The following is a 25,319-nucleotide window of genomic DNA, read 5'->3' on the forward strand; positions in this document are numbered from 1 at the left end:
AGGTTTCGACTCCTTTAGTTCTTCGGATTTCTAAATAGTAAATAAATAAAATAAGGGGCACCAATTGCTGCTGTAAAAACACCAGCAGGTACTTCTAGTGGACTAAATGCCGTTCTACCTATGACGTCAGCAGCCATAACTAGTAATGCGCCTATACTTGCAGCAGTTGGGATTAACACGCCAAAAGACGAACCAACTAAGCGACGTGCGATATGTGGTGCCATTAAACCGACAAAACCAATAGCACCAGCAAAAGCAATAGCGCCAGCAACTAGGCACGTACTAAGCAATAATAAAAGAAAACGCATCTTTTGAACAGGTTGTCCTAAATTTGAAGCCGTATCATCACCTAATTCTTGTACATTTAAATGTCGTGTGATGAAGAAGGAAATCACAAGCAAAAGAATAGTCCAAGGTACGACCATTTTCACTTGTTCCCAACTTGCACCGCTAACGCTACCTGTAATCCAAATATTCGCTTCACTTGCTCTATATATCGGACCTAGTAACATGAGCATCGTTGTCATTGCCTGCATAAATGCTGAAACTCCAATCCCAATAAGGACAAGGCGAATCGGTGTAATACCATCTTTCCAAGCTAAAAAGTATACGACAAATCCAATAACCGTAGCTCCAATAAAACCAGCAATAGGAAGCCACTGAATACTAACTGTTAAGGAGTGGTTTTGATCACTAAAGATGGCTAAGAAAGCTACAACTGCGGCACCGCCACCAGCCGAAATCCCTATAATATCAGGGGAAGCAAGGGGGTTTTTAATCATCCCTTGTAAAATAGCACCAGCAACCGCTAATGCCATACCAGCAAATGCTGCGATTAGAATACGAGGTAATCTAAAATCAACTACTACAAGGCGATCAAAATCATTACCACCACCAAATAGAATTTGGAAAACGTTTAACGGATTGATAAAAGAATCGCCTACAGATGCACTTAGTATAAATGTTGCCATTACTAAGCAGAATAAGAATGAGATTTTCCTAGTTGCTTTTATATCAAGTAAAAACGAAATTTTTTGTTGTAATAGTCTAATAGTTCTGTACTGCTTCACGCTTTTCTGAACCCCTTTCTAGCAATATAAACAAAGAATGGTGTTCCGATAAACGCTGTCATGACACCAACAGGAACTTCCTGAGGCATGATAATATAACGAGCACTCACGTCTGCTAATAGTAGTAGAATACCACCTAGTAATGCTGACATAGGAATTAACCACCTATGGTCATTCCCAACACATTTGCGAGCTAGATGGGGAATGACTATACCGATAAAACCGATTGGACCAGCCACAGCTACAGATCCACCTGCTAACATAATAACGATAAATCCAACAGCTAATTGAATCAAGCCGACAGGTAAACCTAACCCTTTTGCGACATCATCACCTAGTGCTAGAACATTCATCTTCGGTGCAATTAGCAATGCGCCAATCCAACCTATAATAAGATAAGGAAGAACAGCAATTAATAATTCCAATTTACGACCTTCTACAGAACCTGCTAACCAAAATAGCACTTGATCTAATTCAGCCTCATTAGTGGCCAATAATCCTTGAGTAAAAGAAGAGAAGAGGGCGCTCATGGCTGCTCCAGCTAATGTAATTTTAATAGGAGACATAGCATCTCGACCTGTAGAACTAATCCCATAAACTGCCGCAGTTGCAACTGTTGCACCTAAAAATGCAATCCATGCGAATGATTGCAAGCTAGCAGATTGGAAGAAAACCATGGCAAACACAACCGCAAATCCAGCGCCAGCATTAATCCCTAAAATACCTGGTGAAGCTAATGGGTTTTTTGTTAACGTTTGCATTAAAACGCCAGCAATTGCTAATGAAGCTCCGACGCTTGCTGCGATTAATGCACGAGGAAGTCGTACGTTTTGAATGATTAAATGTTCATTCGAGTCATTAAACTGTGTAAATGCTTGATAAGCCGTCTGAAAGGATGTATCTGCATAACCGTAAACGATACTAATGACCATACATACGAGTAATAGAATGATACTGCTTATTAGTGCAAGAATTTTTGTAAGATTATTATTAAATAACATGTGGTATTCAAAACTCTTTTCTAAAATAGAATAAAATTACGTTTTTAATGTAAATTAAAAAATATATTGACTTCTCTTTTACCGTGGAATAATATTAATCTTGCATTAAATGAAAATGATTATCATTATTGCTTTCATATTTTATCATATACATAGGAGGATTTAAAGAGATGAAAAATACTTTACGTAAAATCGTCGCATTATTTGCAGTTATCGCTGTATTTGCATTAGCAGCTTGCGGTAATACAAAAGAAGATGATAAACAAAAAGATGCATCAAAAGAAAAGGAAACAACATATTCTGTTGAGCATGCAATGGGTACTACTGAAATTAAAGGCACACCAAAACGTATTGTTGTATTAACGAATGAAGGAACAGAAGCATTACTTGCTTTAGGTATTCAACCAGTAGGCGCAGTACAATCATGGGTAGGAAATCCTTGGTATGATCATATTAAAGACGATATGGGAGATGCAGAAGTTGTCGGTGTTGAACATGAAGTGAATATCGAGAAAATCGCTGCACTTAAACCAGATTTAATCATTGGTAGTAAGATAAGACAAGAAAAAGTCTATGACAAGTTAACTAAAATTGCCCCAACTGTTTTCTCTGAAACATTACGTGGGGATTGGAAAGAAAACTTTGCTTTATACGCAAAAGCAGTGAATAAAGATGCTGAAGGTAAAGACATTTTAAAACAATATGACGAAAAAGTAGCAGCATTAAAAACAACATTAGGTGATAAAACAGATCAACAAGTATCATTCGTACGCTTTATGACTGGTATAACACGTATTTACTATACAGATTCATTTTCTGGTGTCATTTTTAACGAATTAGGTTTTAAACGTGTATCAGCCCAAGAAAAACTATTTACAGCTGATAATAAACTAGGTAACTTAGCAATTGAAGTAGGTAAAGAAGCCATTCCTGAAATGGACGGAGACGTGTTATTCTACTTCACATATATGCCAACAGGTGATGATTCTGCATTAGCAACTGAAAAAGAGTGGACAGAAGATCCACTATGGCAAAAACTATCTGCAGTTAAAGCAGGAAATGTTCATAAAGTAGATGATGTCATTTGGAATACTGCAGGTGGCGTATTAGCAGCTAACTTAATGCTAGATCAAATTGAAGAAGTATTCTCTAAATAAAATGTAATGATAAAACGTTTATTAGGATATCCTAATAAACGTTTTTATTTTCCAGGAAATAATTTATTAGTTAAATATGTGATTTTGAATGCTTTATTGAATTACTTGAAGAAGAATAACTAAATCATTAAATACGTCTTTTAAAGGAAAGAAGGGATAACAATAGCACATACAATGAGTCATTAGATAAAAAAAGACCGCTCAAAAATGAACGATCTTCTTGATGGTTTTTATAATTTTTTTAACTGTTTGTTTAATAGGTTAGCTTGCTCTACAGCTTGTTGATCTTGTAAAATGTCACCTGGTTTATTTCCTTCACCTATAATATAAGATGAGAACCGCATATTTAAGAAATCAAAAGTGTATTTAAATTGCTGAATAAGAGGCAGCCCTTTTATTTTCGGGTCATCACCACCGACAGCTACTACAATGGCATCTACGGATTTTATTTTTTCTTTAAATTGTGGGAATCGTTCATCTCGTATAGCGTGGCTTAATCGGTCAATCATGTTTTTCATAATACCCGACATCGTATACCAATAAATTGGAGTAGAAAAGATAATCAGATCACTTTCTAAGAAAGCATTTATGATTGTGTCATAATCATCGTCTACTAATTGAAAACCGCCATCCGCATGACGTAAATCATGAATAGGTTGTATAGATAAGTTTTTCAAATCAATTTTAGTATGATTTATATCCTTCGTCACCAAATCTGCCAGTATCTCGCTGTTACTTTCTTCTCTAGAACTACCAATAAATGTTGTAATCTTCATATATGTCAATCCTCTCTATACTTTCTTCTATAAAAAGCTTAAACTTAAATTCATTATTAATAAAGATGAATAATTCGATTAAATTAATCGGTAAAAACGATTTAGGAGTGTGAGATATGGATATTAAGCACTTACATACATTTTTAACTGCTGCTAAAACATTGAATTTTACACAAACAGCGGAAATATTGGATTATGCACAATCTAGTATTACCGCTCAAATCAAGTCTTTAGAAGGTGAATTAGGGGTTCCTTTATTTGAGCGTCTAGGAAAACGAATTTATTTAACAGATGCTGGTATCCAATTAAAACAATATGCACAAAAGATGGTAGATCTAGATGAAAACATGAGAGAAGCAATAACTAATCAAGATGAAACGAATGTGACTTTAACAATTGGGGCACAGGAAAGTCAATGCACTTATCGATTACCTAAAATTTTGCAATTGTTCAGAAGCCGACATCCGAAAGTGAAAATAGTTTTTAAGCCAGTCCATACAATTGATGTTGCCAAGGATTTATTGCAATCAGGTAATCTCGATTTGGCTTTTATTACGGATACACGTAAAGACACACCAATGCTTTGTAAAAAGGAATTAATCGAGGAAGATTTGGTATTTGTAGTAGCACCAACACATCATATAACTCAAAATAATATTTTAGCCATACAGAACGTAGCCCAAGAAACGATATTATTAACGGAGGAAGGCTGCTCATATCGAAATCAATTCGAATATCAATGTCATTTAAAAGGTATTTATCCGGATCAAATAATAGAGTTTTCTAGTATTGAAGCAATCAAGAAGTGTGTGATTGCTGGATTAGGAATGACATTGTTACCGAAAATGACAGTTGAAAAAGAGTTAGAAAATGGAGTACTAAAAAATCTAGAGACAACTATTACAATGGAATCCGTATTTACTGAGCTTGCGTGGCATAAGGATAAATATATCTTCTCTTATTTAGAAGATTTCATACAGATTGCTTGTGAACAGTATAAATTATTTAATAGACATTCTAGTATTGAGTAGATGAGTAGAGAGGTTAAGGAGGATATAAAGAACATAAAAAGTCCACACTACGATTAAGTAGTATGGACTTTAGTATTTTAAAGGGTTTTTATTACTGTACATTACTTAGTAATATGAATAAGAAGTGGATATTCATTTGAAAAACGGCATAAAAAAAGCAGGCGCTCATCTGCCTGCTAGAAAAAAGAAAAAGATTCCCGACAATCCGAGTCGTTATGGAATCTTAGTTTGTAACGAAAGTTCGAAAACAATCATTACGTAGGTTTGGCACCTAAATATATATTATACGCTATTAAATCAGAAATGCAAGGAAAATATCAAATAAAATAAGAGCTTATCAATATTTGATATAGAAATGGTTATTTAGAAGTTTTAATATAGGTTTAAAGAAGATATAAACGAGGTATTCATATATGCATATAACTCCGTATTCACCTTTTGTATTTTATTTATTCAATACGAGTATATAAAATGTGAAATACAAGTAATCTGAATAATATGGATTGTCGGTAGGAATGTGCAAAACAACTTGAATCGATGAGACCGAGTTAGAAACCACTACGGTACTAGAAGGAGGTAATGAAATGATTGTATTTGAGAATGTATCTAAAAGGTATGATGACAATCAACCAGCAGTTAACTATCTCAATTTGGAAATAAAGAAAGGTGAATTCTTTGTCATTATAGGTCCAAGTGGCTGTGGGAAAACGACATTACTAAAAATGATCAATCGATTAATTCGTTTGACAGAAGGAACTATTAAAATTGAAGGAAAAAGAATAAGTGATTATAACATAAATGAGTTACGTTGGAATATCGGATATGTTCTCCAACAAATTGCACTTTTTCCACATATGACGATAGAAGAGAATATTGCCATTGTTCCAGAACTGAAGAAATGGCGTAGAGAACAAATTCAGCAGCGAGTTCACGAGTTATTAAATATGGTCGGTCTTGAAGCAGATAAATATAGTCAGCGAAAACCTGCAGAGCTTTCAGGTGGAGAACAACAAAGAGTGGGAGTTGTTCGTGCATTAGCAGCAGATCCTGAAATCATTCTTATGGATGAACCATTTAGTGCATTGGATCCGATTAGTCGTACTAAGTTACAAGATGACTTGCTCGATCTACAACAAACAATTAAAAAAACAATTGTCTTTGTATCACACGATATGCAAGAAGCACTAAAACTAGGAGATAGAATATGTGTGATGAAGGATGGAGAAATTGTACAGCTCGGTACACCCCAAGAAATTATGCAAAGTCCGGCCAATGATTTTGTTAGAGAATTTATTGGCCTTAATCAAGATTTTAAAGATACATTCAATATAGAAAGTATTATCCAACCCATATCAAAAGAAAATGTCTATTTGCAAGTATTACACAAAGTTTCCGTAAATGATTCACTACAAGAAATACTTAATAATTTGGTAGATCATGAAGCAATATCGGTAAATCAGAACGGTGAAATTATAGGTATTATAACGAGAGAATCGATTATAAGGTATTTAGCTATAGATTCTTCAGGAAGAGGTTAAGCATATGACGAATTTAGTAGATGTTTTTAATGAACGTAAAGGACAGCTCTTTGCCTCTTTACTTGAACATATTCAAATATCTTTTATTGCTCTCTTTTTTGCGGTTGTTATTGCGATACCTTTAGGCATTTACTTAACAAATAAGAAAAAAATAGCAGAAAGTATAATTGGCATAAGTGCGGTTCTGCAAACAATCCCTTCCTTAGCATTGCTAGGCTTGTTAATTCCGCTGTTTGGTATAGGTAAGATACCAGCAATAATAGCATTAGTTGTTTATGCACTTTTACCAATCCTACGTAATACATACACAGGGATAAATGAGGTAGATGCGTCACTAAAAGAAGCAGCAATGGCAATGGGTATGAACACTCGAAAGAGGTTAATGAAAGTAGAACTTCCTCTCGCCATGCCTGTTATGATGGCAGGGATCAGGACCGCCATGGTCTTAATAGTAGGGACAGCTACATTGGCGGCATTAATTGGTGCAGGGGGTCTAGGAGATATTATTTTACTAGGTATTGACCGAAATAATACAGCATTAATCGTCTTAGGAGCTGCACCAGCTGCACTATTAGCGTTAGCATTTGACTTTTTACTAAAAAAACTTGAATCACTTTCATTTAAAAAAACAGTAATAGCATTGAGCGCTATTAGTATTACGGCATTATTAATGATTTTCCTTCCTCTAATGAATATCAATGAAAAAGAAGAGATAGTCATTGCGGGTAAACTTGGATCAGAGCCTGAAATTCTTATCAATATGTATAAATTACTTATTGAAGACGAGACCGATTTGAATGTTCAATTAAAGCCTGGTTTAGGTAAGACTTCATTTGTGTTTAATGCATTGAAATCGGGAAGTGTCGACATTTATCCCGAATTTACTGGTACAGCCATTTCAGAATTTTTGAAAGAGAAAGCGATAAATAACAACCAAGATGATGTTTATAGGCAAGCACAAGAAGGTATGCTGAAAAAATTTGACATGGTAATGCTTAGTCCTATGAAGTACAACAATACTTATGCATTGGCTGTTTCGGAAGAGGCAGCAAAAACATACGATTTGAAGAACATTTCAGATGTAAAGGTAGCTGAAGAAAATATAAAAGCAGGGTTTACAATGGAGTTTAATGATCGGGAAGATGGTTATCGAGGTATTCAAAAGCTATATAATCTCTCTCTTTCCAATATTACTACAATGGAACCAAAGCTGAGATATCAGGCTGTAAAATCTGGAGATATAGATTTACTAGATGCCTATTCAACCGATAGTGATATTAGACAATACAATTTAATTGTTTTAGAAGACGACAAGCATTTGTTTCCTCCTTATCAAGGTGCACCATTATTAAAACAAGAAACAATAAAAAAACATCCTGAAATTGAAAGAGCATTAAATAAACTGGCCGATCAAATAACTGAGGATGAAATGCGTCAAATGAATTATCAAGTAAATGTAGAAGGTAGAAAGGCATCAGAAGTAGCACATGAATTTTTAAAAAAAGCGGGTTTATTGTAAGTAGATATATTCATTTCCCACAAAAAATGAGAGGTAGCTGTATCTTTGTAAAAAAGTTTGATAATTTGTAATAAAGTTTGATTATAAACATCTCACCTCTATAGATTTTTAGAGGTGGGTTTTTTGTTGGGAATTTATGATAATATCACTATGGAGATTGTGATGAAACAGATAAAAATGAATATATATCAATGTACGAAAGATTTTTTATTCTATTTGTAGATTTAATCAGTGAAGAATGAAAAAAATATTGTTTTGAAGGATGACTGTATTTTGAAAAAGAAATTTCTTTTGATTTTTACATTTCTACTATGCGGCAGTTTATTATTTGTATGGTCGGAGAGTGAAATAAAAGCAACTTTTACAGGAGTGATTGAAGAGATTAATGGACAGAGTGCCGTAGTCTATGTATCTGAAGATGAAGAGTATGCAGTTTATGGAATAATTGCTGTAAATTTTGCAAAGAATCCTGACGAAACATTTCAGGTTGGTGATAAGGTGAAAGTCGGTTACGATGGTACTATACGAGAAACAGCACCAATTGGTATTTCTACTCTTACTGTTGAATTAGTTGAGTAATATCTTATAGTGAAGTTGTGCAATGTACTATTCGTTTCCTAACATCAACTAACGAGTGCTTTAGTACAATATAGTTGAGCTGTTCAGAGAACTCTTTTTTTATTCAACAAACGGGGCAGTTTAGTTTAATAAGGAATATATTGTTAATTATGGTAGAGTTAGATTAGAAATGTTTAGGGAGGAGAAATATCGTATGATTTCTGAATTAAATAAAAGTGATTTTTATAAGTGTAGAGGTATAGTTAATGAGAAGGGGCAATTGGAAATAATAGCGGTAATCGAAGGAGTTAATCCTGGTCGTGTATTTGTAGATGATAGCGTTTCCCCTACCTCTGGATTCGTTTGGTTAGGGAATAATGATGGATTTCTCTTTATTGGAAATGCAGAAAATGAAGCGTTTAATAATGAATTAAACAATTTTATTGATAGAGTAATCATACCAGAAGCAAAGAAAGTCCGATTAAATTGCTTTGAAGGAATTGGTAACCACATAAAATGGAATAAGACTATCGAAAAAGTGTTTGAACATCGTAAGTTAGGAAGCTGGAATCAGAGGGTTTATGAGGTACATAAAGTTGATTATAAAGCTAGCAATGAACCTGCTATTGAACAAGGATATGAAGTTGTAAAAATCTCCGATACTTTCTTTGATAATAATGATGGTCCAATAATAAACATTGAATTTTTACACTCCAAAATTTTAGAGTTTTGGGCTTCACCTGAGAGTTTCTTTGGTGATGGTATTGGTTATTGTATTGTTTACAAAAATGAAATTGTAAGTGTTTGTTTTTCAGGTTTTGTTGTTGGAAATGTACACTGTATAGGTATTGAAACCTTAGAGGAGCATCAAGGAAAAAAATTAGCTCAAAAATTAGCCCATAGTGTTGTAAAAGATTGCTTGGAGAGTAATCTGGTTCCGTATTGGGATTGTATGGAAGTGAATAAGCCGTCTATTGCAGTTGCAGAAAATATAGGATTCAGAAATGTATTTAATTATATAGGGTATTATTTCCTTTTTGAGTGATTTTTTATTGAACTAACGGGGTAGGTTAGTTGAACAAAAGATATGAGAACTCCATTCTTTTTATGGCGCATTGAAACAAATCACATATCAATTCATACGTCAAAAATCAAAAAAGAACTGTCCTAAAAAGGAACAGTTAATTTATAAAAGTTTATTTGACAGCTTTAAAAAGAGCTTTTCCTTTGTTGTAGACAAATCTTTCCCATTTAGCTAACAACCCGTTCCCATTTTCACTATGTTCTAATTCTAACGCGTGATTTTTATGGAAATCTATTACCCGTTTATTATGGTCTTTTTGCCATTGATGCAAAGGATTATGTTTCATTTTTTTAACCTCCTTTTCAAATAGTTTCTTAATTATACGGTTAGTAAGGATAAATTAAAAGCAATCTATATCTAGTCGATTGAGGATAGGAATTGATAGTCAATTCGGACATTTTGCGTAACAAATTGGATAGATAACATATGAAAACGGCAAGTAGACTTTTAGTGGTAAAGATGAAATTTTTATAAGTGGTGAATATTACGACCCAAATTTGCAATAAAAGAAAAGGTGATTATTCAACTAACGGGGGCTTTACTTCAAGAAGGAGTGAAGCTTTTTTCTTATTGAACTAACGGGGCAGTTTAGTTGAAGTATATGTTATGATGAAAAAAAGATTTAAGGAGGGAAAAAATGGTTACATGTTATTTGAAGTATGTTATTGACCCTTATAAAGTAAATGAATTTGAAGAATACGGTAAGATGTGGATTCCACTTGTAAATAAATTAGGTGGTACACATCATGGCTATTTTCTTCCGCATGAGGGTGCTAATAATATTGCTTATGCCTTCTTCACTTTCCCAAGTTTAACAGCATACGAAGAGTACCGGGTGAAAATGGCATTGGATGAAGAATGTCAAGTAGCATTTAAATTTGTAGAAGATACTAAATGTATTTTAAGTTATGAGAGAAGTTTTATGCGCCCAGTATTTAAGTGAATATACGTTAAAGCTAAAGGAGTTGCTTAGGCAACTCTTTTTCTTCTTCAACTAAAGGGGCATGATATATGAAGAAAGTGTATGTTCTATCATTTAACAATAGAGATAGATGGTCAAGGAAAAAGCAGTACTACAGTTTAATATTAGTTTAGGTGAACTGTATCATAAGTACGTGTGGTTTTTTTACTTCGGATGCTTATTGATATGCGATAAATTCTCATGTGCTACGTTTACCCCAGTTCTTTATGAATTCTAGTTCATGTATTCTTTTTCTAGTCTTCTATGATATAGTTTTTAAGAAAAGAATCATGTGACTGGGGGATATAGAGAGATGGTTGCAAAGTCGAAATTAGCGTATATAGTGCTTAGCGTATTAGCTGTAGTTGCTTTAACAGGCTGTGGTGCATCAAAAGATGTTGAAAAGAAGAAGGATACACCGAACTATGCTTCTGAGGTAAAGGAAAAACCTATTGTGACAATTACGATGGAAAATGATAAAAAAATCGTCATGGAATTATATCCAGAAGTAGCACCAAATACGGTTGCGAATTTTGTATCATTAGTAAAAGAAGGTTTCTATGATGGCTTGATTTTCCATCGAGTTATCCCTGGATTTATGGTGCAAGGTGGCGACCCAACTGGAAATGGTACGGGAGGGCCTGATTATGCGATTAAAGGCGAATTCTTATCAAATGGCTTTGAAAATAATTTAAAGCACGATCGTGGTGTCGTATCAATGGCACGTTCACAGGATCCAAACTCTGCAGGCTCACAATTCTTCATCATGGTAGATACTTCTGAACAATTGGATGGCGAGTATGCGGCATTTGGTAAGGTAACAGAAGGTATGGACGTTGTTGATGAAATCGTTAATGCGGAGCGCAATGAATCCGATAAACCATTGAAAGAACAAAAAATGAAAAAGGTTGAAGTGGATACGAAAGGCTTCGATTATCCAAAGCCAGAAGTGCAAAAATAATAAATTGAATAGATTTCCCTCCCTGAATTAGGCTATTCTGCTGTAAACAATTGTATGGGAGGGTTTTCTTTTGAGTGAAACAAGATTTGTGAAATTAACAAAGATAGATTCGATTAACCTATTTCGAATTTTGATAGGAGAAGAATTAATAAAATAGTTCCATTTATTCTTATTGTACTAAACGGTACTTTAGTAGAAGATCTTTGAGTTGTTTAGACAGCTCTTTTTTTATTCAACTAACGGGGCAGGTTAGCTGAAGAAGGATTCTTTGTAGGGAGAGCGAATATTAGATAAGCAACTACTATTATAGAACTTTATAGGGAGATTTTTAGGGGTTATAAAAGTTGTAAAATTGTTTTTTTCGATGTCGAAGGGACTATTACAAATCATGAAGATGGTAGCATTCGATAATGACCACTGCTGATAATTGGAGGTACAAAACATTGTTAATAAAAAGTCAAACGGAGATTCAAGCCCCTATTGAGGTAGTATTCTCTTACTTAGAAGATAATGATAAACAAAAAGAATGGATGACAGGATTAGAAGGAACTGAGTATTTAACGAAGTTTGATATTAGTAATCCGGTTGGTGTGAAGTTTAAACAAAAGTTAAGAGAAGGAAACCGTATTCAAGAGTATGAAGGACAAGTTACTGAATACAATAAAAATAATAGAATAAGTATTCAAATGAATCATCCTACTTTCTTAATCAATGTTTCATATAACCTTCAAAAAATTAGTCCTAATTCCAGTATTCTTTATATTTCAGAAGAATTAACAGCTAAGACTGTTTCAGGAAAGATATTAAGTATCCTTTTTCGTGTATTTATGAAAAAAGGTTTAGAGAAACAAATGAAGGCATTGAAACAGTGCGCTGAAAAACAATTATAATGTTTTTAGTATGTTCACTTAAAGCAAAGGGAGCTTTAGGTGAAATTTTCAAAAAGAAAAAACCGTTTCAGTTAAGCTGTTCCGTTTGAATCACGCAATCAAATACTCAAATAGCTCCGCATTTAGCGGGGTTATTTTCATTTACCACAGATAAAATATTCATATTTTCCAAACTGTTAGGTGGATAATAATGGTAAAATAAAACTTAGTTATTCAACTAAAGGGGCAGGTTAGTTGAACAAGTAAAACGATAGAATCTGCATTACTTCTCCCATATACTGTATAATTCAATTTGGATAATGCCGTTATCTGAATCTTCAACTCTGGGGCAGTTTAAAAATATTAAGGAGGGAAAAGTTTGTTATATTTAGCTTTAATTATGGGTCTGGTATTAATTGTAATTACAACTAAGCTCACTCAAGCATTAAAATTATCAAGCATTTGGATGTTGCTTGGTCAAATTGGTGCGGCACTTGTAATAATAATAGTCGGTAAACTTGAGATTAGTTATTTTAATCTAATTTATGGTAATTATATAGAATTAGGGTATTTGACTATCCCATTTTCCTTATTATTTCTTGTAGGTTTTACAAATGTAATGAATATGGGAAAAGAGCAAAATCCTTTAATATTGCTGTTTCCTTGTATTTCGTTAGTTTGTCTTTCCATATCGGCTTTCATCATGGGATATTCATTTGTTTCAATAACGGGAATTTGTGGTATTTTATCAATTATGTTTGTACTACTATATGGCTACTTTTCGGGTAAAGCATTTGTAGGAAGAACACTTTCTACGTCAATAGGTTTTATAATAGCAGTACTTTCAATATGCTTATTTAAAACATCTATAGTAACAATTTATATTCCTATATTTACGTTAGCACTACCACTTACTTTATATTATTTAATTCAAGATAAAATTACGAGTGTACAATCAATTACAGTTAGCTCTTTAACAGCTATTTTATTTGGTGTATTAATGTTCATTTTTCCTTCTAATATAATTTGGTATCTCATTGTTGGGTTAACGATTCTTTTGGTTATCACGCAATCTTCACGTAAATATCGCTTTATTTAGAAACAAAAGTTCTTCTTGAACTAACGGGGCAGGTTAGTTGAACAAGTATGTTATGGGAGTTTAATAATGTTGTCTATATCTCTATATATAAGCATTTAAAAAATTAAAGGTGGTTTTCAAGTTGAAATGCAATCAATGTCAAAGTGAAATGGTTAAAGATTGTGGCGTTAATGTTGAAGGTGTTATGTATGGAATAAAAATATTTAAAAAGGGTAAAGGACTGTTCAACAAAGTGTCTGAAAAACCAAAAGCGTCTGTTTGTCCGAATTGCGGTTATGTTGCGTTCTATATAGATAATTATAAAGAATTCAAATAAACGGCTAATAAAGTAAATTTCTTATTGTACTAACGGGTGCTTTAGTAGAAGCTCTATGAGCTGTTCAGAAAGCTCTTTTTTCTTCTTCAACTAACGAAGCAGGATAGTTGAAGAAGGAAATGTAATTTACAACAATAATTATCCGTAGTCAAATTAAGTGGGATATGTCGAATTTACACTTAACAACCTGTAATTTATGGTATTATTATAACAATTAACCATTCGAATAGGAGAAGTTATGAGAAATTATAAAATAGCTTGTATAAGTACTTGTATTATACTTTTATCAGGGTGTAATGCATTTTCCTCTCAAACAGAAGAACCATCTTTAAAAGTAGCGTCAGAAGAAATAACAAAAGTTGTAAAAAAGGAACCTGTTATTTTAGATGTTACGGATATGGAGAAAGAAGAACCAATAAGAGGTTTTTATCCTCTTGCGATTGATGAAGAGATAGCGTCTCCTATAGGTGAAAGTAAATCTTATTTTACTCATTCTGGTGATAGTCCATTTAAAATAACCTTATTAAATACTGGTACTGAAAGCTTTTTATACAAAATTCAAAATCTAGATAAAGAAACAACTGTAGCAAATGGTGTTTTAAAAAGTAATGAAAGTTATGAGAAGGTATTTGACGGATTCCCTGAAGGCGCTTATGTCATATCTTACCTAGTAGAAGAAGAAGGGCTTCCTGTGGATATAAAACTAAAGGTAAAGGTAGAGGAACTTCGCTAAATAATTGGATTTTTAGGCGGAAACCACAAAAACGTGTTCAACTAACGGGGTGCTTTAGTGAAAGTTCGTTGAGCTGCTTATGCGGCTTTTTTTTTATTCAACTAACGGGGCAGTTTAGTTGAATAAGGGTTAGTAACATATATGATAATAAAGAGGAGAGAAATTATGAAATTTTATATTGCATCAAGCTTAAAAAATATAGATCAGGTTAGATATGTTAGTAAAAGGTTAAAAAATAAAGGATTTATCCATACATATGACTGGACTGTAAATGAGAACGTAACAACATTGGAAGAACTAAAGGTAATAGGTCAAAAGGAGAAAAATGCTGTAATAGAATCGGATTTTGTTGTTGTTTTATTACCAGCAGGAAAAGGAAGCCATATTGAATTAGGTATTGCTATGGGAAATGACAAAAATATTTATCTTTACTCACCGAACAAAGAAGTAGATAACATTGAAACAACCAGTACATTTTATCATTTACCAAAAATCGAAAAGTGCTTTGGAACAATAGATGAGTTAGTAGATATTATAGATTTAAAATCAAAAAGTTTTTTAAGCTAACGAGTGCTTTAGTGGAATAAGGAGATTAAAATAATCAAGCTTTTTTATATACAGTAAAATCAAGGAGTTAGAGTGATTTATAATCAAACTTTATTCTAAATCAACAAAAAGAAGGAAATCACTTCATTGAAGTTTAGAACGAATCGGTTCCTCAGGATAGTATAGATCTATACGTAGGCAGACATGATGTGTAAGTGTTTCACCTTTAAAACGAATCCAAATCTCATCATCTGCCATGACTCCATGTGTTTTTCGTACAATGTCCCAGCGAAGCCAGTAATTCTTTTGCGTTGACCCGAGTAGGAGGGAAGGCACGCCATTTTAGCCAACGTTCTATTTCATCTAAGCAAATATGCCCTTCCATATTCGGTGAAAATTGTTTGTTAAAATCATCAATATTGTTAATTACATATGGGGTGCCACCATTAGCTGGTTTTAAATCGACATGGGCAATAATGTCATCCATCCACATTACGTCAAAAGTCATGTAATCAATCAATGGATTCACTTCCTTCTCTCTTCAATGAATAAGTGTTTCAATGCTGGATCTCACAATTGTGAAAGTAGTACGTCCTTAGCACGTCCAAAATCGTATTAAGATTTTTCGATTGCAGTTTCTAATTTCTCTTTATCAATAAATGCTGGTCCTTCGTAAAGGCTAAGTTGCTTTGTGAAGGTTGAATTCAGTGGTTTTGCCTTTACTCTTCGCTTTAAAATCGTTAATGGTTTGCTAGTTGGATAGTCTTTTTCATCAGATAATAAGATAAGTCCGTTATCAAAAACCGGTGCCAGCTCCCATGTTTTTTCTTTTGGGTCATATAAGAAGAAAATGTTATTCGTGTGCCGATCTTCATTTAGAATAAGTGCATCGAAAGCGTATAACTGTTCGATTTGATGATTTAAAACGAGCCCTGTATACTGCTCCACCTGCTTCATCAATAGCTCGAACTTTTCTATGGTAGAAAGTGTTTTGTCACTTGTAATCGAATCAGTAAAGCTGAAATTTGCTTCAAATAAGCGTTCTAGTGTCACTTCTTGTTTTGTACCACGAAAATCGAGTGAATAGCAGCCTTCAAATTGTTCACCGTCAGTTAATTGAATGTTACATGGCTGATAGACGACATATTTAGAGCGGTCAAGAGTTGAGCATTCAAGAACGAGTGAAGCCAATACTTCTGCTTGTCCCTCATAACCTCGCGCATTTTGTTTGACCCACTTGTTACCGATACACCATTTCGATTGATTGCCCTTACTAGAAGTACTAATAATACGTTCAGCGTCGATAGGAATATGAATTGTTTCTATTTCATCACATCCAATTTTATTTGAGTTTAGTTTATTATATAGTGCAGCATCGATTACCGCACGGAAAGTTGTTCTTCTTATGGCGTTATCTTTTATAGAAGTGAAAAGAAAAGACAAAATTACTGAAGCACTTATTCTGTTAGAAAAGACAATTAATGAGTAAGAACAAAAAAGAACACAAGCTTTGAACATCTGACGTTCATAACTTGTGTTCTTTTATTTTCCCTAGGTGTTGCTCTATCAAAATTTTACGTTTCAATTACTTTCTGCATATTAACTATATATTCACTATTATTGAAATGTTTTAAAAAACATCTTTTTTGATGAAAAATGGGAAAAATTACACTTTGTATGGAGTATTGTGGTAATATAATGATACGTATATTCTATTTGTAATAAAAATGTAATATTATATACTTCTTTTTGTAAAAAAGGAGGAGTATTTTTGAATATTAAGAAGTATATAGCACAATTGCTTATTTTTTCTATGATTGTTAGCTTGGTTCCTGAATATGTTGGTGCTGCATTAAATGAAAACCAACAAAATTCAAAGGAAGCTCAATCATCAGAACAATTAGAAGTGACAAAAGAATTTGATGAAGTAATTAAGGAACGTTCAGCTAATTCAAAGACGTTTACAAACGGAACAGGAGACTTTCTTAAGGAAGTGTACCCAGAAGAAGTTCATAATAAAGTAAATGGACAATACCAAGAAATTTCTGAGGAATTGGTATATGGCCAAGATGGTTATATGACTCCTGAAGAAACCAATTTGGAATCAATGTTCCCAGATAAACTTTCTGATGATGAACCATTAATCTATCGATTTGGTAATAATGAATTAGCAATTAACATAACTAATGCATCAGATGGTGATAATTCCATTGAACCATTAGAGAATCCAAATCTAGAAAAAGAAAATAACAATTTATATTACAAAGAAATTTATCCAAATATTGATTTGCGTCACATAGCATTAAATAATGAGGTGAAAGAAGATTGGATCGTAAATGAATTTACAGGAATTAATGAATTTAATTATTCAATAAAGACAGACTTGTATGGTGAAGTAAAAGCAGATGGCTCAGTTGGTTTCTATGAAGATACAACTAAGTCTTCACTAGTCTTCTCCTTACCGAAACCTGTGATGGTTGATTCTAATTATAATGAAACTTTAGGGGATGGTACTCGTTCTACAAAAATACATTATGACTTAAAATTAATTGAAAAGGGATTATACGAACTGAAGTTAACTGCAGATAAAGAATGGTTAGCTTCATCAAAACGAGTGTTCCCAATTTATATTGATCCATCAGTTTCAATAAATGTCCTTGGTGATACTTATGTCGCAAGTGCTTATCCAAATGCAAATTTCAACAAGCAATGGGATCCGAGTCAAGGTGAATACGTCCTTCAAACCGGATATTATGACAGTACATCGGGCACTAATTATCCTTTCATGAAGTTCAGCATTCAAGGTGATTTTAAAGGTGCTGTGATTGATTCTGCACAATTAGCTGCGTATGTTACACACTCTTATTATGCAACTGAAAAAACTGGCCTTTGGGTTGATGAAGTTAAAAGTAAATGGTTAGCAGATGATTTAACATGGAACAACAAACCAACATCTAAGAAAATAACAAGTACAACGGTTGCCAGAGATCAATGGGCATATTTCGATGTTACGGATACTGTGCAAGCGTGGACAAATGGAACGCGTAATAATTATGGATTTAAATTTCATACAAATGGTAATGGAAAAACTTACTGGAAAAAAATCACCGCAGGGGAAAGTACGAATAAAGCTAAAATGGTTATAAGCTATCATTATGAAAAGATGGCAAATCCAACAATTACAGCTACTGCTTATGAAGACGATTTAACTGCTGGTTATGTAAATGTGAAATGGCCAAGTGTATATGGGGCAGATTCATACGAATTACAAATGTATGATGGAAAAGATTTTCAGTCTGTATATTCTGGAACAGCTACAACCTGGACAGCTAAAGGCAAAAAATTATTCCCTAAAAAACCGTATGCAGCTAGTAACACTTATAAAGAAGGTAAAGGTGTAGAGTTACCAATAGATCCAAGCGAGTACTATAGTAAACGAAGCGGGACAACTATTACAGATAAAAAGTATAGTTTCCGGGTACTTACAAAATTCCCTAAAGGAGATAGTCCGGTCTCGAACACTGTCTCAAAAGCAATACCTTCCATTCAAGTTGGAACTCCTGATTTGCCTAAGGTTACAGCTCATGCTTATCCAGAATCAGATACAGCTAATAAAGACAGAGGTTGGCTAGATATTTCTTGGAAAGCAGTTCCTAATGCAACAGGTTATAAAGTACGGATATGGAACGGTACGAAATACGAAGATTTTGAAGTCGGTAAAATTACTTCTGTAAGTACGAAAGGGAAAAAAATCTGGCCTACTGATAAAGAAATAGAGGCTGGGAATAAAGATTTACACATAACAGATTTGAGCTCTCCAAATAGTGTTGGCAAGGGAGCAGAATTACCGATAGATCCAAGTAATACCTATGGAAACTCGTCTACTAGATATAGTATCCGAGTAATAGCACTATCAGCTACAGGGAATTCACCATCTTCTGATGTAAATTATGGGTACATTCCTTTAATGGCTCCTAAAAATATTAAAGTTGAAGGTGCTTTAATAGATACCTTTAATAATAAAGGAAACCTAAAGATAAACTGGGACGCTGTAACAGGCGCTAAGTATTATCAAGTAGAAATAAATAATGGTAGTAAATTCGAAAAGTACCAAGTTAAGGGAAAAACAAATTTTGATACGACTGGTATCACTTTGTTTGACAAAATGGAAACAACAGAGGGAGAAGAAAAAGACAAAGAAATAAATCTCCCTGCATATCCATCTAATTATTATAAAAGTGCACCTTTAGAAAAGAATAAAGATGCCTACGAAGTACGAGTTAGTGCTTATCGCTTTGGTGACGAAGGAGCTCCTGCAACAGAGGAAGATAGAGAAGATTTAGGCTTACGTGGCTTAAGTGATCCTTCAGCTAGTGCATATGGTCATATTCCATTACATGAAGAACTAAATGGGATAGAAGATTACTTTACTTACGGCAGTCACTCTTTTGGGAATGCAGAAGCTTCCGTAAATGTAACAACAGGGAATATGGCATTACAATTTAATGACGAATCATTATTTACTCGTGGTACATTAGGTTTTGGCTTTACACGTACCTATAACTCCCGCTCTCAAAAAGATTCCCCACTTGGAAAAGGATGGTCTTATACAGGTGGGCAATACCTGACAGTAACTGATAATAAGGATGTTCAGTATTTTGATGAAGATGGTACATTACATTTGTTCAAATATGACACAGATACTCAAACGTATATATCTCCAAAAGGGAAATACTTGAAGTTAGAACAACAAGACGCAGATACATTTGAAATAAAAGATCCCGATGATTTTGTAGAAATTTACGAAAAAGATTCGAAAGATGATAATCGATACCACATCTTATCTTATACAGATGGTAATAATAATAAAATACAATTCTCCTATATAGATAACCAATTGAAAAAAATTGCTGAGGTCAATCAAAAAGGTGAAATAATACGTAACACGATTGACATCGACTATAATACTGATAATCGTATTGAGAAAATTTCATATAGTAGTCATTGGACTGAGTATCATTATGATGAGAATGGCTATTTAAAGTCTACTACTATAAAAAGTAAAGATACAGAAGAAAAGATAATAGAAGGTTTCGCCTATTACAAAAACGGTCAAATGAAACTCTATATTGACGGCAAAAAAGCAGAAACGAAGTTTTTATTTGATGATCAAGAGTTGACAGTGTTTGATAAACAAGATACGGATGCTGAAATTTCTGTATCTACAACTTATCATTACGATGCCGATAATAACGTATTTAAGGTTACCGACACAGATGGTAACGAAACGTTTTATAGTATCGGTACATCGAAGGACAAATATTTAGTTACAAAAATAGTGAATAGTGACGATACGACGTCTACTATAGAGTATGATGATCAATTTAACATAAAGAAGTCAACAGATGCGGATGGCAATACGACGAGTGCAGTATACGACCCAACTAGTGGTAAACTAACTAAGGAAACAAGCACAGAAGGGACATCCATTTACGAATATAATAGCAAAAACCAATTGATTCATAGTGCAGATGCAAAAGGTGTAGAAACGACAAATACGTACAAAGGAGTAAACCTAGAAGCGTCAAAAGTTGGTGAAGAATTAACTAGTTATCTTTACGATGATTATGGACGTATAGTAAAAACGACATACGCAAATGGAACATTTGAAGAAACCGCCTATAATGATACGGATGATTCAGAAACTAAAACAGATGCGAAAAACAACGTTAATACTACACAATACAATGAATTTGGACAGACGAAGAAATTAACAGATGGCACAGGTAGAAGCAAATCTTACGAGTATCACCCTTTACATTTAAATAGAATCTCATCTGTAATAGATGGAAAAGGGAATAAAACCTCTTATGAGTATGATGGCAATGGAAATTTAAAAAAACTAACGGATGCTTTCAAACATGTGAAACAATATCAATTTAATGATAATGATCAATTAGAAAAAATCATTTTTCCAGGTCTTTCAGGTTTACCAGACATGATTTTCGATTATGTATATAATTTGAATGGCAATCTCGATACAGAAAAGAAACCATCAGGTATAAATACAAAATATGAGTATAACGAAGTCGATGAAGTCGATAAGATAACAGTTAAATCAAATAATGGTGCTAACTTATTATACTGGGATCCAGAATATGAAAATGGTTTAATAAAATCAAGTAAATTCTTTAACGAACAAACCAACACAGATATTGTCAACAAAGAATTTAAATATGATGATAATGGGAAATTAAGAAAGTATACAGAAGGTTCATTTGATTCGAGTTATGGATACGATGAGAAGGAACGTATTAATAAAATAAAAACAGAGTTTAAGCAAGATGAAAATACATGGGACATTTCTCAATCAACCGAATACAAAGTTAATGAAGATAAAATTCATGTAATAAAAGTACTTAGTGGTGAGAAAATATTACAAAGTTACAAATTTGATGAAGATGTTGCGGATAATAAAATCTCTATCATGGTCAATACAAACTTATTTGAACGTATCAACCAGTTCAACAAAGCGAATCTTTTAACAACGATTCAGTATAAACAAGGAGATCAAGTTACAAATCAATTTAACTATATGTATGATCAATCCGGCAACATTACAAAAGAAGAAAGTAATCAAGGAAAATCTATATATGAATATGATGCTAATAACCAATTAACAAATGAAACCTTACCTGACGGTTCGACGAATATATATGACTATGATGTAGTTGGAAATCGTAAAGAGCGGAAATCTGGTAAACAAACGGATAGCTTCGAATACAACGAAGCCAATCAAGTTAAAACAAAAAACGGACAAGCCTACTCTTATGATGCAGATGGAAATCTCACACAAGATGAAAACTTTAAGTATGAATACAATGGATTGGGGCAACAGGTCCTTGTGACAGACTTAGCTGATAAAGAGGTTGCTAGGTATAATTATGATGAAAATGGACTTCGCACGAAAAAGATAGTAGGCTCTAAAACATATGAATACCATTATGAAAATGAAAATCTAGCAATGGAAGTTGTAAAAAACAATGGTACAATCTCGGAATACAGATACTATCAATGGGATGGAACTACTCCGTTAGGTAGCAGTATCAACACAAGAGAGTCAAATGGAGATTGGAAAGAAATTACTTATCATTATTGGACAAATCAACGAGGTGATGTCCTTTCGATTCGAAATGATGTTGGGGAAGAAATTGGCTCATACGAATATGATGCTTATGGTAATATTCTTGAAGTAAATAGTAAGGTCGCGAAAGAAAATCCAATTCGTTATGCAGGATATTATTACGATGAGGAAACAAGTCACTATTACTTACAAGCACGTTATTATAATCCGGAAAATGGTGCTTTCATGGCGTTAGATCCACATCCTGGTGATGATAATGATCCCCTTACGCAAAATGGGTATACGTATGCGAATAATAATCCAGTGATTTTTATTGACTATAATGGACAAAAATCCTTTAAGAAAAAAGTGAGAAGCCAAATTAATAAAGCTCCAAAATGGGTGAAAGATACACTAAAAAAAGCTTTCCCTAATAAAACAGGTTTTGTATATCAAAATATCTCATTTAATGCTGTGAAGTGGGGGGTTGTTGGTGGTTTTACAGGTGAAGTTATTGTAAGTATTTCTATGTTTGGTAGAGTAAAAAAGGCTAAAGCCTACGGAACTATAGGTTTATATTCAGGATTTCTTGTTGGAGCTCATATGGGTGCAATTACATCGGCATTTCCAGCGTATGCTAGATATCAAATAGGAGTATTTCTATTCGGAAAATAAAGAGGTGAAACACAAAATGATTAAATTAATTGGTTTAATACTTATATTATTTTTCATTGCTAATATGATTGGGGCATTTATTTATATTTCTAAAGAATCCCAGAAAAGAGATATGTCCATTCTAAAATCTATATTATATATATTTTTAGATTTATTATTAGGAACATTTGGATTATATGTAGCAATAGTCTTAGGTTCACTGATATTAGGAATATACTTTATTTTTTATTTTTAATAGTTCGCCAAATTCAGTGCAAGTGTATGGGAGTTGATAAGAAAGCTCGTAATGCAATTTTAGCTGCTATGGTCAATACATTTGCCGTTCTACGAGTATATGAAATTATGGTGAGGATAAATAAAAAATGATAATACGAATACTTTTTCTTGTTTTAGGAACACTATCACTAATAGGGTTATATAATGTATTTTTAATATATGGTGGGAAGAAGAAGAGTAGTAGATTTGTTTCTGTACTATTATTAATAGCTACAATTATCGGTGGTGTTGCTACATTCATCTTATATGTCTTCTTTTTCCCTTATGAACCGCTTTTTTCATTCTAAATAAATAGAATAACAAGTTTTCATGAGTAATTTAAAAATATAACATGTAGTTTTATGTTCTAACAAAATAAGTCCTGGTCTTATGTAAATTATAAGAACCAGGACTATTTTTGTCTTTATTAATACTAATCATATGATAGTTTTGAGAAACTAATTGTTCGAAAATAGATGGATGCCAGGATTAAATGAAGAATCAATATTTCATGTTACGTTTGAGTTAAGCAAATCTAATTGCATATTTTTCCCCATGTCTCTTATATGCTTTAAATAATGGACTAAAAAAGAAGCTGCAAGAGGGACAGGACCATCATGGACAATTAGTGGTGGTACAGCTGTAGATTTGTAAAAAAGATAGATTATTTATTATAAAGTTATTTCGATTGTAATATTGATTAATAATTTGTAATAAAGTTTGATAAAAATCATCTAGCATATATATATTTCTTAGGAGTGAGATGATTTTTTATTTGGATATGTAAGTAAATCACGATAAAGATTGTGAAAAAATGCACTTAAACTAACGGGGCAGTTTAGTTGAAGATGAGGTAATTGCAAATTAAGGGAGTTGAAGTTAGAGAATGAGTAGTAAAACTAACATTCAAAAACAGTTTTATAACATTTATAAAGGACAGATTAGTATTTCAGAATTTGAAGAATGGCTTTATAAAACACAAGAAATTGAAAGTGTTTATGGCAATGATTTTTACTTCAACTTACTTGATTTGGATTATAGAAAGAAACATATAAAAAATGAATTACAGAAACTTATTGAGACGAAAATACCATTTAATGAATTTGAACAGACACGAATTATTTCACTTTTGGAAAACATAAAGTATGAAAAAGGTGACATAGTAGAGATATTAGAACAATTATACGACGATTATTGCAATGGATACTCATTTCTACGATATTTAGGGCTTACCTATATTACTGGAATTGATGCACTTCCTAAACTACAACAAAAAGATGAATGGGATAAAAGCGAATTTGATAGTAAAAGAGAAATACTAAATAGTATTAAACCTAAGATTATAAATGAAGCTTTGCGGTTATTGTCTTTTTTTCAAAAAGGACTAATAAAGATAATTGAGAAAAGTGATTATAGCGATTATCGAAAAGAAGAAGAAAAAATAGAACTTAATGATATTGAAAGAATGTTTAAAGAGTAAATCCTTATTGTACTAACGGGTGCTTTACTTCATTAAGGAGTAGAGCCTTTTTCTTATTGAACTATCGGGGCAGTTTAATTGAATAAAACAAGCTCTTTGGGAATACTTATAAAGAGGTGATTAGTTTGAAAAAAAAGTGTTTCCGTTAATTTTATTACTATTTTTGTTTAGCAGTAATGAGGTATTATACGCAAAAACTATAAATGAGGCTGATACGGAATCATGCGAAACGGTTAAAATGGCACTCATAAGTAGCAATAGAGGACCAGTAGATAAAGCAATTTCTCAAATTTATAAGAATGACAAAAATGCACCAGAAGGTCTTACCTGGGCTTCTTGGCAAACTAATATCCTAAAGGTAAAGCAGGTATATGGAATTGGTGGATTATATGAGATAACGTTGAAAGTGTATCCTTACTATGGTGCTCATAATGGATATGGGGAAGATAAAGTTGTGATAAATACACATGGTGAATTAATAAGTTTTAAACATTTGAAAACATATCCTTGAATTAGCTTATTAAACTAACGGGGAGCGTTGATCCAAGATGGATTAACGCTTTTTTT

General features: G+C 33.1%; 24 protein-coding genes. 17 read left to right on the top strand and 7 right to left on the bottom strand.

Translation table 11 applies throughout. The annotated features are described in order from the left end of the window. Positions 1-14 precede the first annotated feature (14 nt). Together MKY02_RS07670 and MKY02_RS07675 are read right to left on the bottom strand one after the other, a co-directional pair. Positions 15-1,070, bottom strand: coding sequence for a FecCD family ABC transporter permease (locus tag MKY02_RS07670; RefSeq protein ID WP_076065784.1), 1,056 nt, complete (start codon positions 1,068-1,070; stop codon positions 15-17). Then, the gene (locus MKY02_RS07675) at positions 1,067-2,071 is read right to left on the bottom strand and encodes a FecCD family ABC transporter permease (RefSeq protein ID WP_076034650.1); all 1,005 of its coding nucleotides are present in this window, start codon (positions 2,069-2,071) and stop codon (positions 1,067-1,069) included. The genes MKY02_RS07670 and MKY02_RS07675 overlap by 4 nt, the downstream gene beginning before the upstream one ends. A 170-nt stretch (positions 2,072-2,241) precedes the next feature. On the opposite strand from MKY02_RS07675, the gene MKY02_RS07680 reads away from it, so the two are divergent. Further along, positions 2,242-3,228 (top strand): ABC transporter substrate-binding protein, encoded by a 987-nt coding sequence (locus tag MKY02_RS07680; RefSeq protein ID WP_038184602.1) that lies wholly within the window; start codon positions 2,242-2,244, stop codon positions 3,226-3,228. A gap of 230 nt (positions 3,229-3,458) precedes the next feature. On the opposite strand, the gene MKY02_RS07685 is transcribed toward MKY02_RS07680, so the two are convergent. Further along, positions 3,459-4,004, bottom strand: a complete 546-nt coding sequence (locus MKY02_RS07685; RefSeq protein ID WP_038184600.1) for a flavodoxin family protein — start codon at positions 4,002-4,004, stop codon at positions 3,459-3,461. Between the two features lie 116 nt (positions 4,005-4,120). Between MKY02_RS07685 and MKY02_RS07690 the strand changes: the two genes are divergently transcribed. The 5 genes from MKY02_RS07690 (at position 4,121) to MKY02_RS07710 (ending at position 9,695) form a co-directional block, all read left to right on the top strand. Beyond that, positions 4,121-5,035, top strand: coding sequence for a LysR family transcriptional regulator (locus MKY02_RS07690; protein WP_038184597.1), 915 nt, complete (start codon positions 4,121-4,123; stop codon positions 5,033-5,035). Between the two features lie 584 nt (positions 5,036-5,619). After that, the gene (locus MKY02_RS07695; protein ID WP_038184584.1) at positions 5,620-6,573 is read left to right on the top strand and encodes an ABC transporter ATP-binding protein; all 954 of its coding nucleotides are present in this window, start codon (positions 5,620-5,622) and stop codon (positions 6,571-6,573) included. Between the two features lie 4 nt (positions 6,574-6,577). After that, positions 6,578-8,092, top strand: a complete 1,515-nt coding sequence (gene opuFB, locus MKY02_RS07700; RefSeq protein WP_340710906.1) for an osmoprotectant update ABC transporter permease/substrate-binding subunit OpuFB — start codon at positions 6,578-6,580, stop codon at positions 8,090-8,092. 291 nt (positions 8,093-8,383) lie between these two features. After that, positions 8,384-8,671: a hypothetical protein gene (locus tag MKY02_RS07705; protein WP_340710907.1), complete on the top strand. Its 288-nt coding sequence runs from the start codon at positions 8,384-8,386 to the stop codon at positions 8,669-8,671. A 193-nt stretch (positions 8,672-8,864) separates the two neighbouring features. Continuing rightward, positions 8,865-9,695 (top strand): GNAT family N-acetyltransferase, encoded by an 831-nt coding sequence (locus tag MKY02_RS07710; RefSeq protein WP_038184574.1) that lies wholly within the window; start codon positions 8,865-8,867, stop codon positions 9,693-9,695. Positions 9,696-9,846: 151 nt separating this feature from the next. On the opposite strand, the gene MKY02_RS07715 is transcribed toward MKY02_RS07710, so the two are convergent. Next, a complete protein-coding gene (locus MKY02_RS07715) occupies positions 9,847-10,020 on the bottom strand; it encodes a hypothetical protein (protein WP_164491925.1) in 174 nt (57 codons plus the stop codon). Positions 10,021-10,371: 351 nt separating this feature from the next. Here MKY02_RS07715 and MKY02_RS07720 point away from each other — a divergent pair, with 351 nt between their 5' ends. From MKY02_RS07720 to MKY02_RS07750, 7 genes are all read left to right on the top strand, one after another. Continuing rightward, positions 10,372-10,677: an NIPSNAP family protein gene (locus tag MKY02_RS07720; protein ID WP_340710908.1), complete on the top strand. Its 306-nt coding sequence runs from the start codon at positions 10,372-10,374 to the stop codon at positions 10,675-10,677. A gap of 331 nt (positions 10,678-11,008) precedes the next feature. Further along, positions 11,009-11,656: a peptidylprolyl isomerase gene (locus MKY02_RS07725; RefSeq protein WP_076065788.1), complete on the top strand. Its 648-nt coding sequence runs from the start codon at positions 11,009-11,011 to the stop codon at positions 11,654-11,656. 443 nt (positions 11,657-12,099) lie between these two features. After that, positions 12,100-12,546 (top strand): SRPBCC family protein, encoded by a 447-nt coding sequence (locus MKY02_RS07730; protein ID WP_076065789.1) that lies wholly within the window; start codon positions 12,100-12,102, stop codon positions 12,544-12,546. A gap of 358 nt (positions 12,547-12,904) precedes the next feature. Further along, positions 12,905-13,624 (top strand): UDP-N-acetylmuramyl pentapeptide phosphotransferase, encoded by a 720-nt coding sequence (locus MKY02_RS07735; RefSeq protein ID WP_038184552.1) that lies wholly within the window; start codon positions 12,905-12,907, stop codon positions 13,622-13,624. 121 nt (positions 13,625-13,745) lie between these two features. Continuing rightward, positions 13,746-13,940: a hypothetical protein gene (locus MKY02_RS07740; RefSeq protein WP_038184549.1), complete on the top strand. Its 195-nt coding sequence runs from the start codon at positions 13,746-13,748 to the stop codon at positions 13,938-13,940. A 238-nt stretch (positions 13,941-14,178) separates the two neighbouring features. Next, a complete protein-coding gene (locus tag MKY02_RS07745) occupies positions 14,179-14,673 on the top strand; it encodes a hypothetical protein (protein ID WP_038184546.1) in 495 nt (164 codons plus the stop codon). 165 nt (positions 14,674-14,838) lie between these two features. Further along, on the top strand, positions 14,839-15,240 hold the full coding sequence (locus MKY02_RS07750) for a group-specific protein (protein ID WP_038184543.1): 402 nt from the start codon (positions 14,839-14,841) through the stop codon (positions 15,238-15,240). A 226-nt stretch (positions 15,241-15,466) separates the two neighbouring features. Here MKY02_RS07750 and MKY02_RS07755 read toward each other — a convergent pair whose 3' ends face one another. Both MKY02_RS07755 and MKY02_RS07760 read right to left on the bottom strand, forming a co-directional pair. Beyond that, the gene (locus MKY02_RS07755) at positions 15,467-15,739 is read right to left on the bottom strand and encodes a hypothetical protein (protein ID WP_076066908.1); all 273 of its coding nucleotides are present in this window, start codon (positions 15,737-15,739) and stop codon (positions 15,467-15,469) included. A gap of 95 nt (positions 15,740-15,834) precedes the next feature. Then, the gene (locus tag MKY02_RS07760) at positions 15,835-16,662 is read right to left on the bottom strand and encodes a hypothetical protein (protein WP_235175725.1); all 828 of its coding nucleotides are present in this window, start codon (positions 16,660-16,662) and stop codon (positions 15,835-15,837) included. Positions 16,663-16,990: 328 nt separating this feature from the next. Between MKY02_RS07760 and MKY02_RS07765 the strand changes: the two genes are divergently transcribed. Together MKY02_RS07765 and MKY02_RS07770 are read left to right on the top strand one after the other, a co-directional pair. Further along, the gene (locus MKY02_RS07765) at positions 16,991-23,017 is read left to right on the top strand and encodes a DNRLRE domain-containing protein (protein ID WP_340710912.1); all 6,027 of its coding nucleotides are present in this window, start codon (positions 16,991-16,993) and stop codon (positions 23,015-23,017) included. A 16-nt stretch (positions 23,018-23,033) separates the two neighbouring features. Beyond that, entirely contained in the window at positions 23,034-23,252 is a 219-nt protein-coding gene (locus MKY02_RS07770; protein ID WP_038184530.1) for a hypothetical protein, read from the top strand. 105 nt (positions 23,253-23,357) lie between these two features. Here the strand turns inward: MKY02_RS07770 and MKY02_RS07775 are convergent, their stop codons facing one another. Further along, positions 23,358-23,534: a hypothetical protein gene (locus MKY02_RS07775; RefSeq protein WP_155981182.1), complete on the bottom strand. Its 177-nt coding sequence runs from the start codon at positions 23,532-23,534 to the stop codon at positions 23,358-23,360. Positions 23,535-24,158: 624 nt separating this feature from the next. On the opposite strand from MKY02_RS07775, the gene MKY02_RS07780 reads away from it, so the two are divergent. Continuing rightward, positions 24,159-24,752: a hypothetical protein gene (locus MKY02_RS07780; protein ID WP_340710914.1), complete on the top strand. Its 594-nt coding sequence runs from the start codon at positions 24,159-24,161 to the stop codon at positions 24,750-24,752. A gap of 136 nt (positions 24,753-24,888) precedes the next feature. Next, complete coding sequence (locus tag MKY02_RS07785; protein ID WP_340710915.1) at positions 24,889-25,263, top strand: DUF3888 domain-containing protein; 375 nt, start codon at positions 24,889-24,891, stop codon at positions 25,261-25,263. Positions 25,264-25,319 lie beyond the last annotated feature (56 nt).

It is taken from the genome of Viridibacillus sp. FSL R5-0888 (assembly GCF_038009105.1).
GTDB lineage: Bacteria > Bacillota > Bacilli > Bacillales_A > Planococcaceae > Viridibacillus > Viridibacillus arenosi.

Coding starts and splice junctions, on each gene's coding strand:
- MKY02_RS07770 (WP_038184530.1), top strand. CDS start 23,034: ATGATTAAATTAATTGGTTTAATACTTATATTATTTTTCATTGCTAAT.
- MKY02_RS07710 (WP_038184574.1), top strand. CDS start 8,865: ATGATTTCTGAATTAAATAAAAGTGATTTTTATAAGTGTAGAGGTATA.
- MKY02_RS07775 (WP_155981182.1), bottom strand. CDS start 23,534: ATGAATGTAGCAACACCACCGATAATTGTAGCTATTAATAATAGTACA.
- MKY02_RS07745 (WP_038184546.1), top strand. CDS start 14,179: ATGAGAAATTATAAAATAGCTTGTATAAGTACTTGTATTATACTTTTA.
- MKY02_RS07680 (WP_038184602.1), top strand. CDS start 2,242: ATGAAAAATACTTTACGTAAAATCGTCGCATTATTTGCAGTTATCGCT.
- MKY02_RS07725 (WP_076065788.1), top strand. CDS start 11,009: ATGGTTGCAAAGTCGAAATTAGCGTATATAGTGCTTAGCGTATTAGCT.
- MKY02_RS07780 (WP_340710914.1), top strand. CDS start 24,159: ATGAGTAGTAAAACTAACATTCAAAAACAGTTTTATAACATTTATAAA.
- MKY02_RS07715 (WP_164491925.1), bottom strand. CDS start 10,020: ATGAAACATAATCCTTTGCATCAATGGCAAAAAGACCATAATAAACGG.
- MKY02_RS07695 (WP_038184584.1), top strand. CDS start 5,620: ATGATTGTATTTGAGAATGTATCTAAAAGGTATGATGACAATCAACCA.
- MKY02_RS07720 (WP_340710908.1), top strand. CDS start 10,372: ATGGTTACATGTTATTTGAAGTATGTTATTGACCCTTATAAAGTAAAT.
- MKY02_RS07675 (WP_076034650.1), bottom strand. CDS start 2,071: ATGTTATTTAATAATAATCTTACAAAAATTCTTGCACTAATAAGCAGT.
- MKY02_RS07690 (WP_038184597.1), top strand. CDS start 4,121: ATGGATATTAAGCACTTACATACATTTTTAACTGCTGCTAAAACATTG.
- opuFB (WP_340710906.1), top strand. CDS start 6,578: ATGACGAATTTAGTAGATGTTTTTAATGAACGTAAAGGACAGCTCTTT.
- MKY02_RS07685 (WP_038184600.1), bottom strand. CDS start 4,004: ATGAAGATTACAACATTTATTGGTAGTTCTAGAGAAGAAAGTAACAGC.
- MKY02_RS07750 (WP_038184543.1), top strand. CDS start 14,839: ATGAAATTTTATATTGCATCAAGCTTAAAAAATATAGATCAGGTTAGA.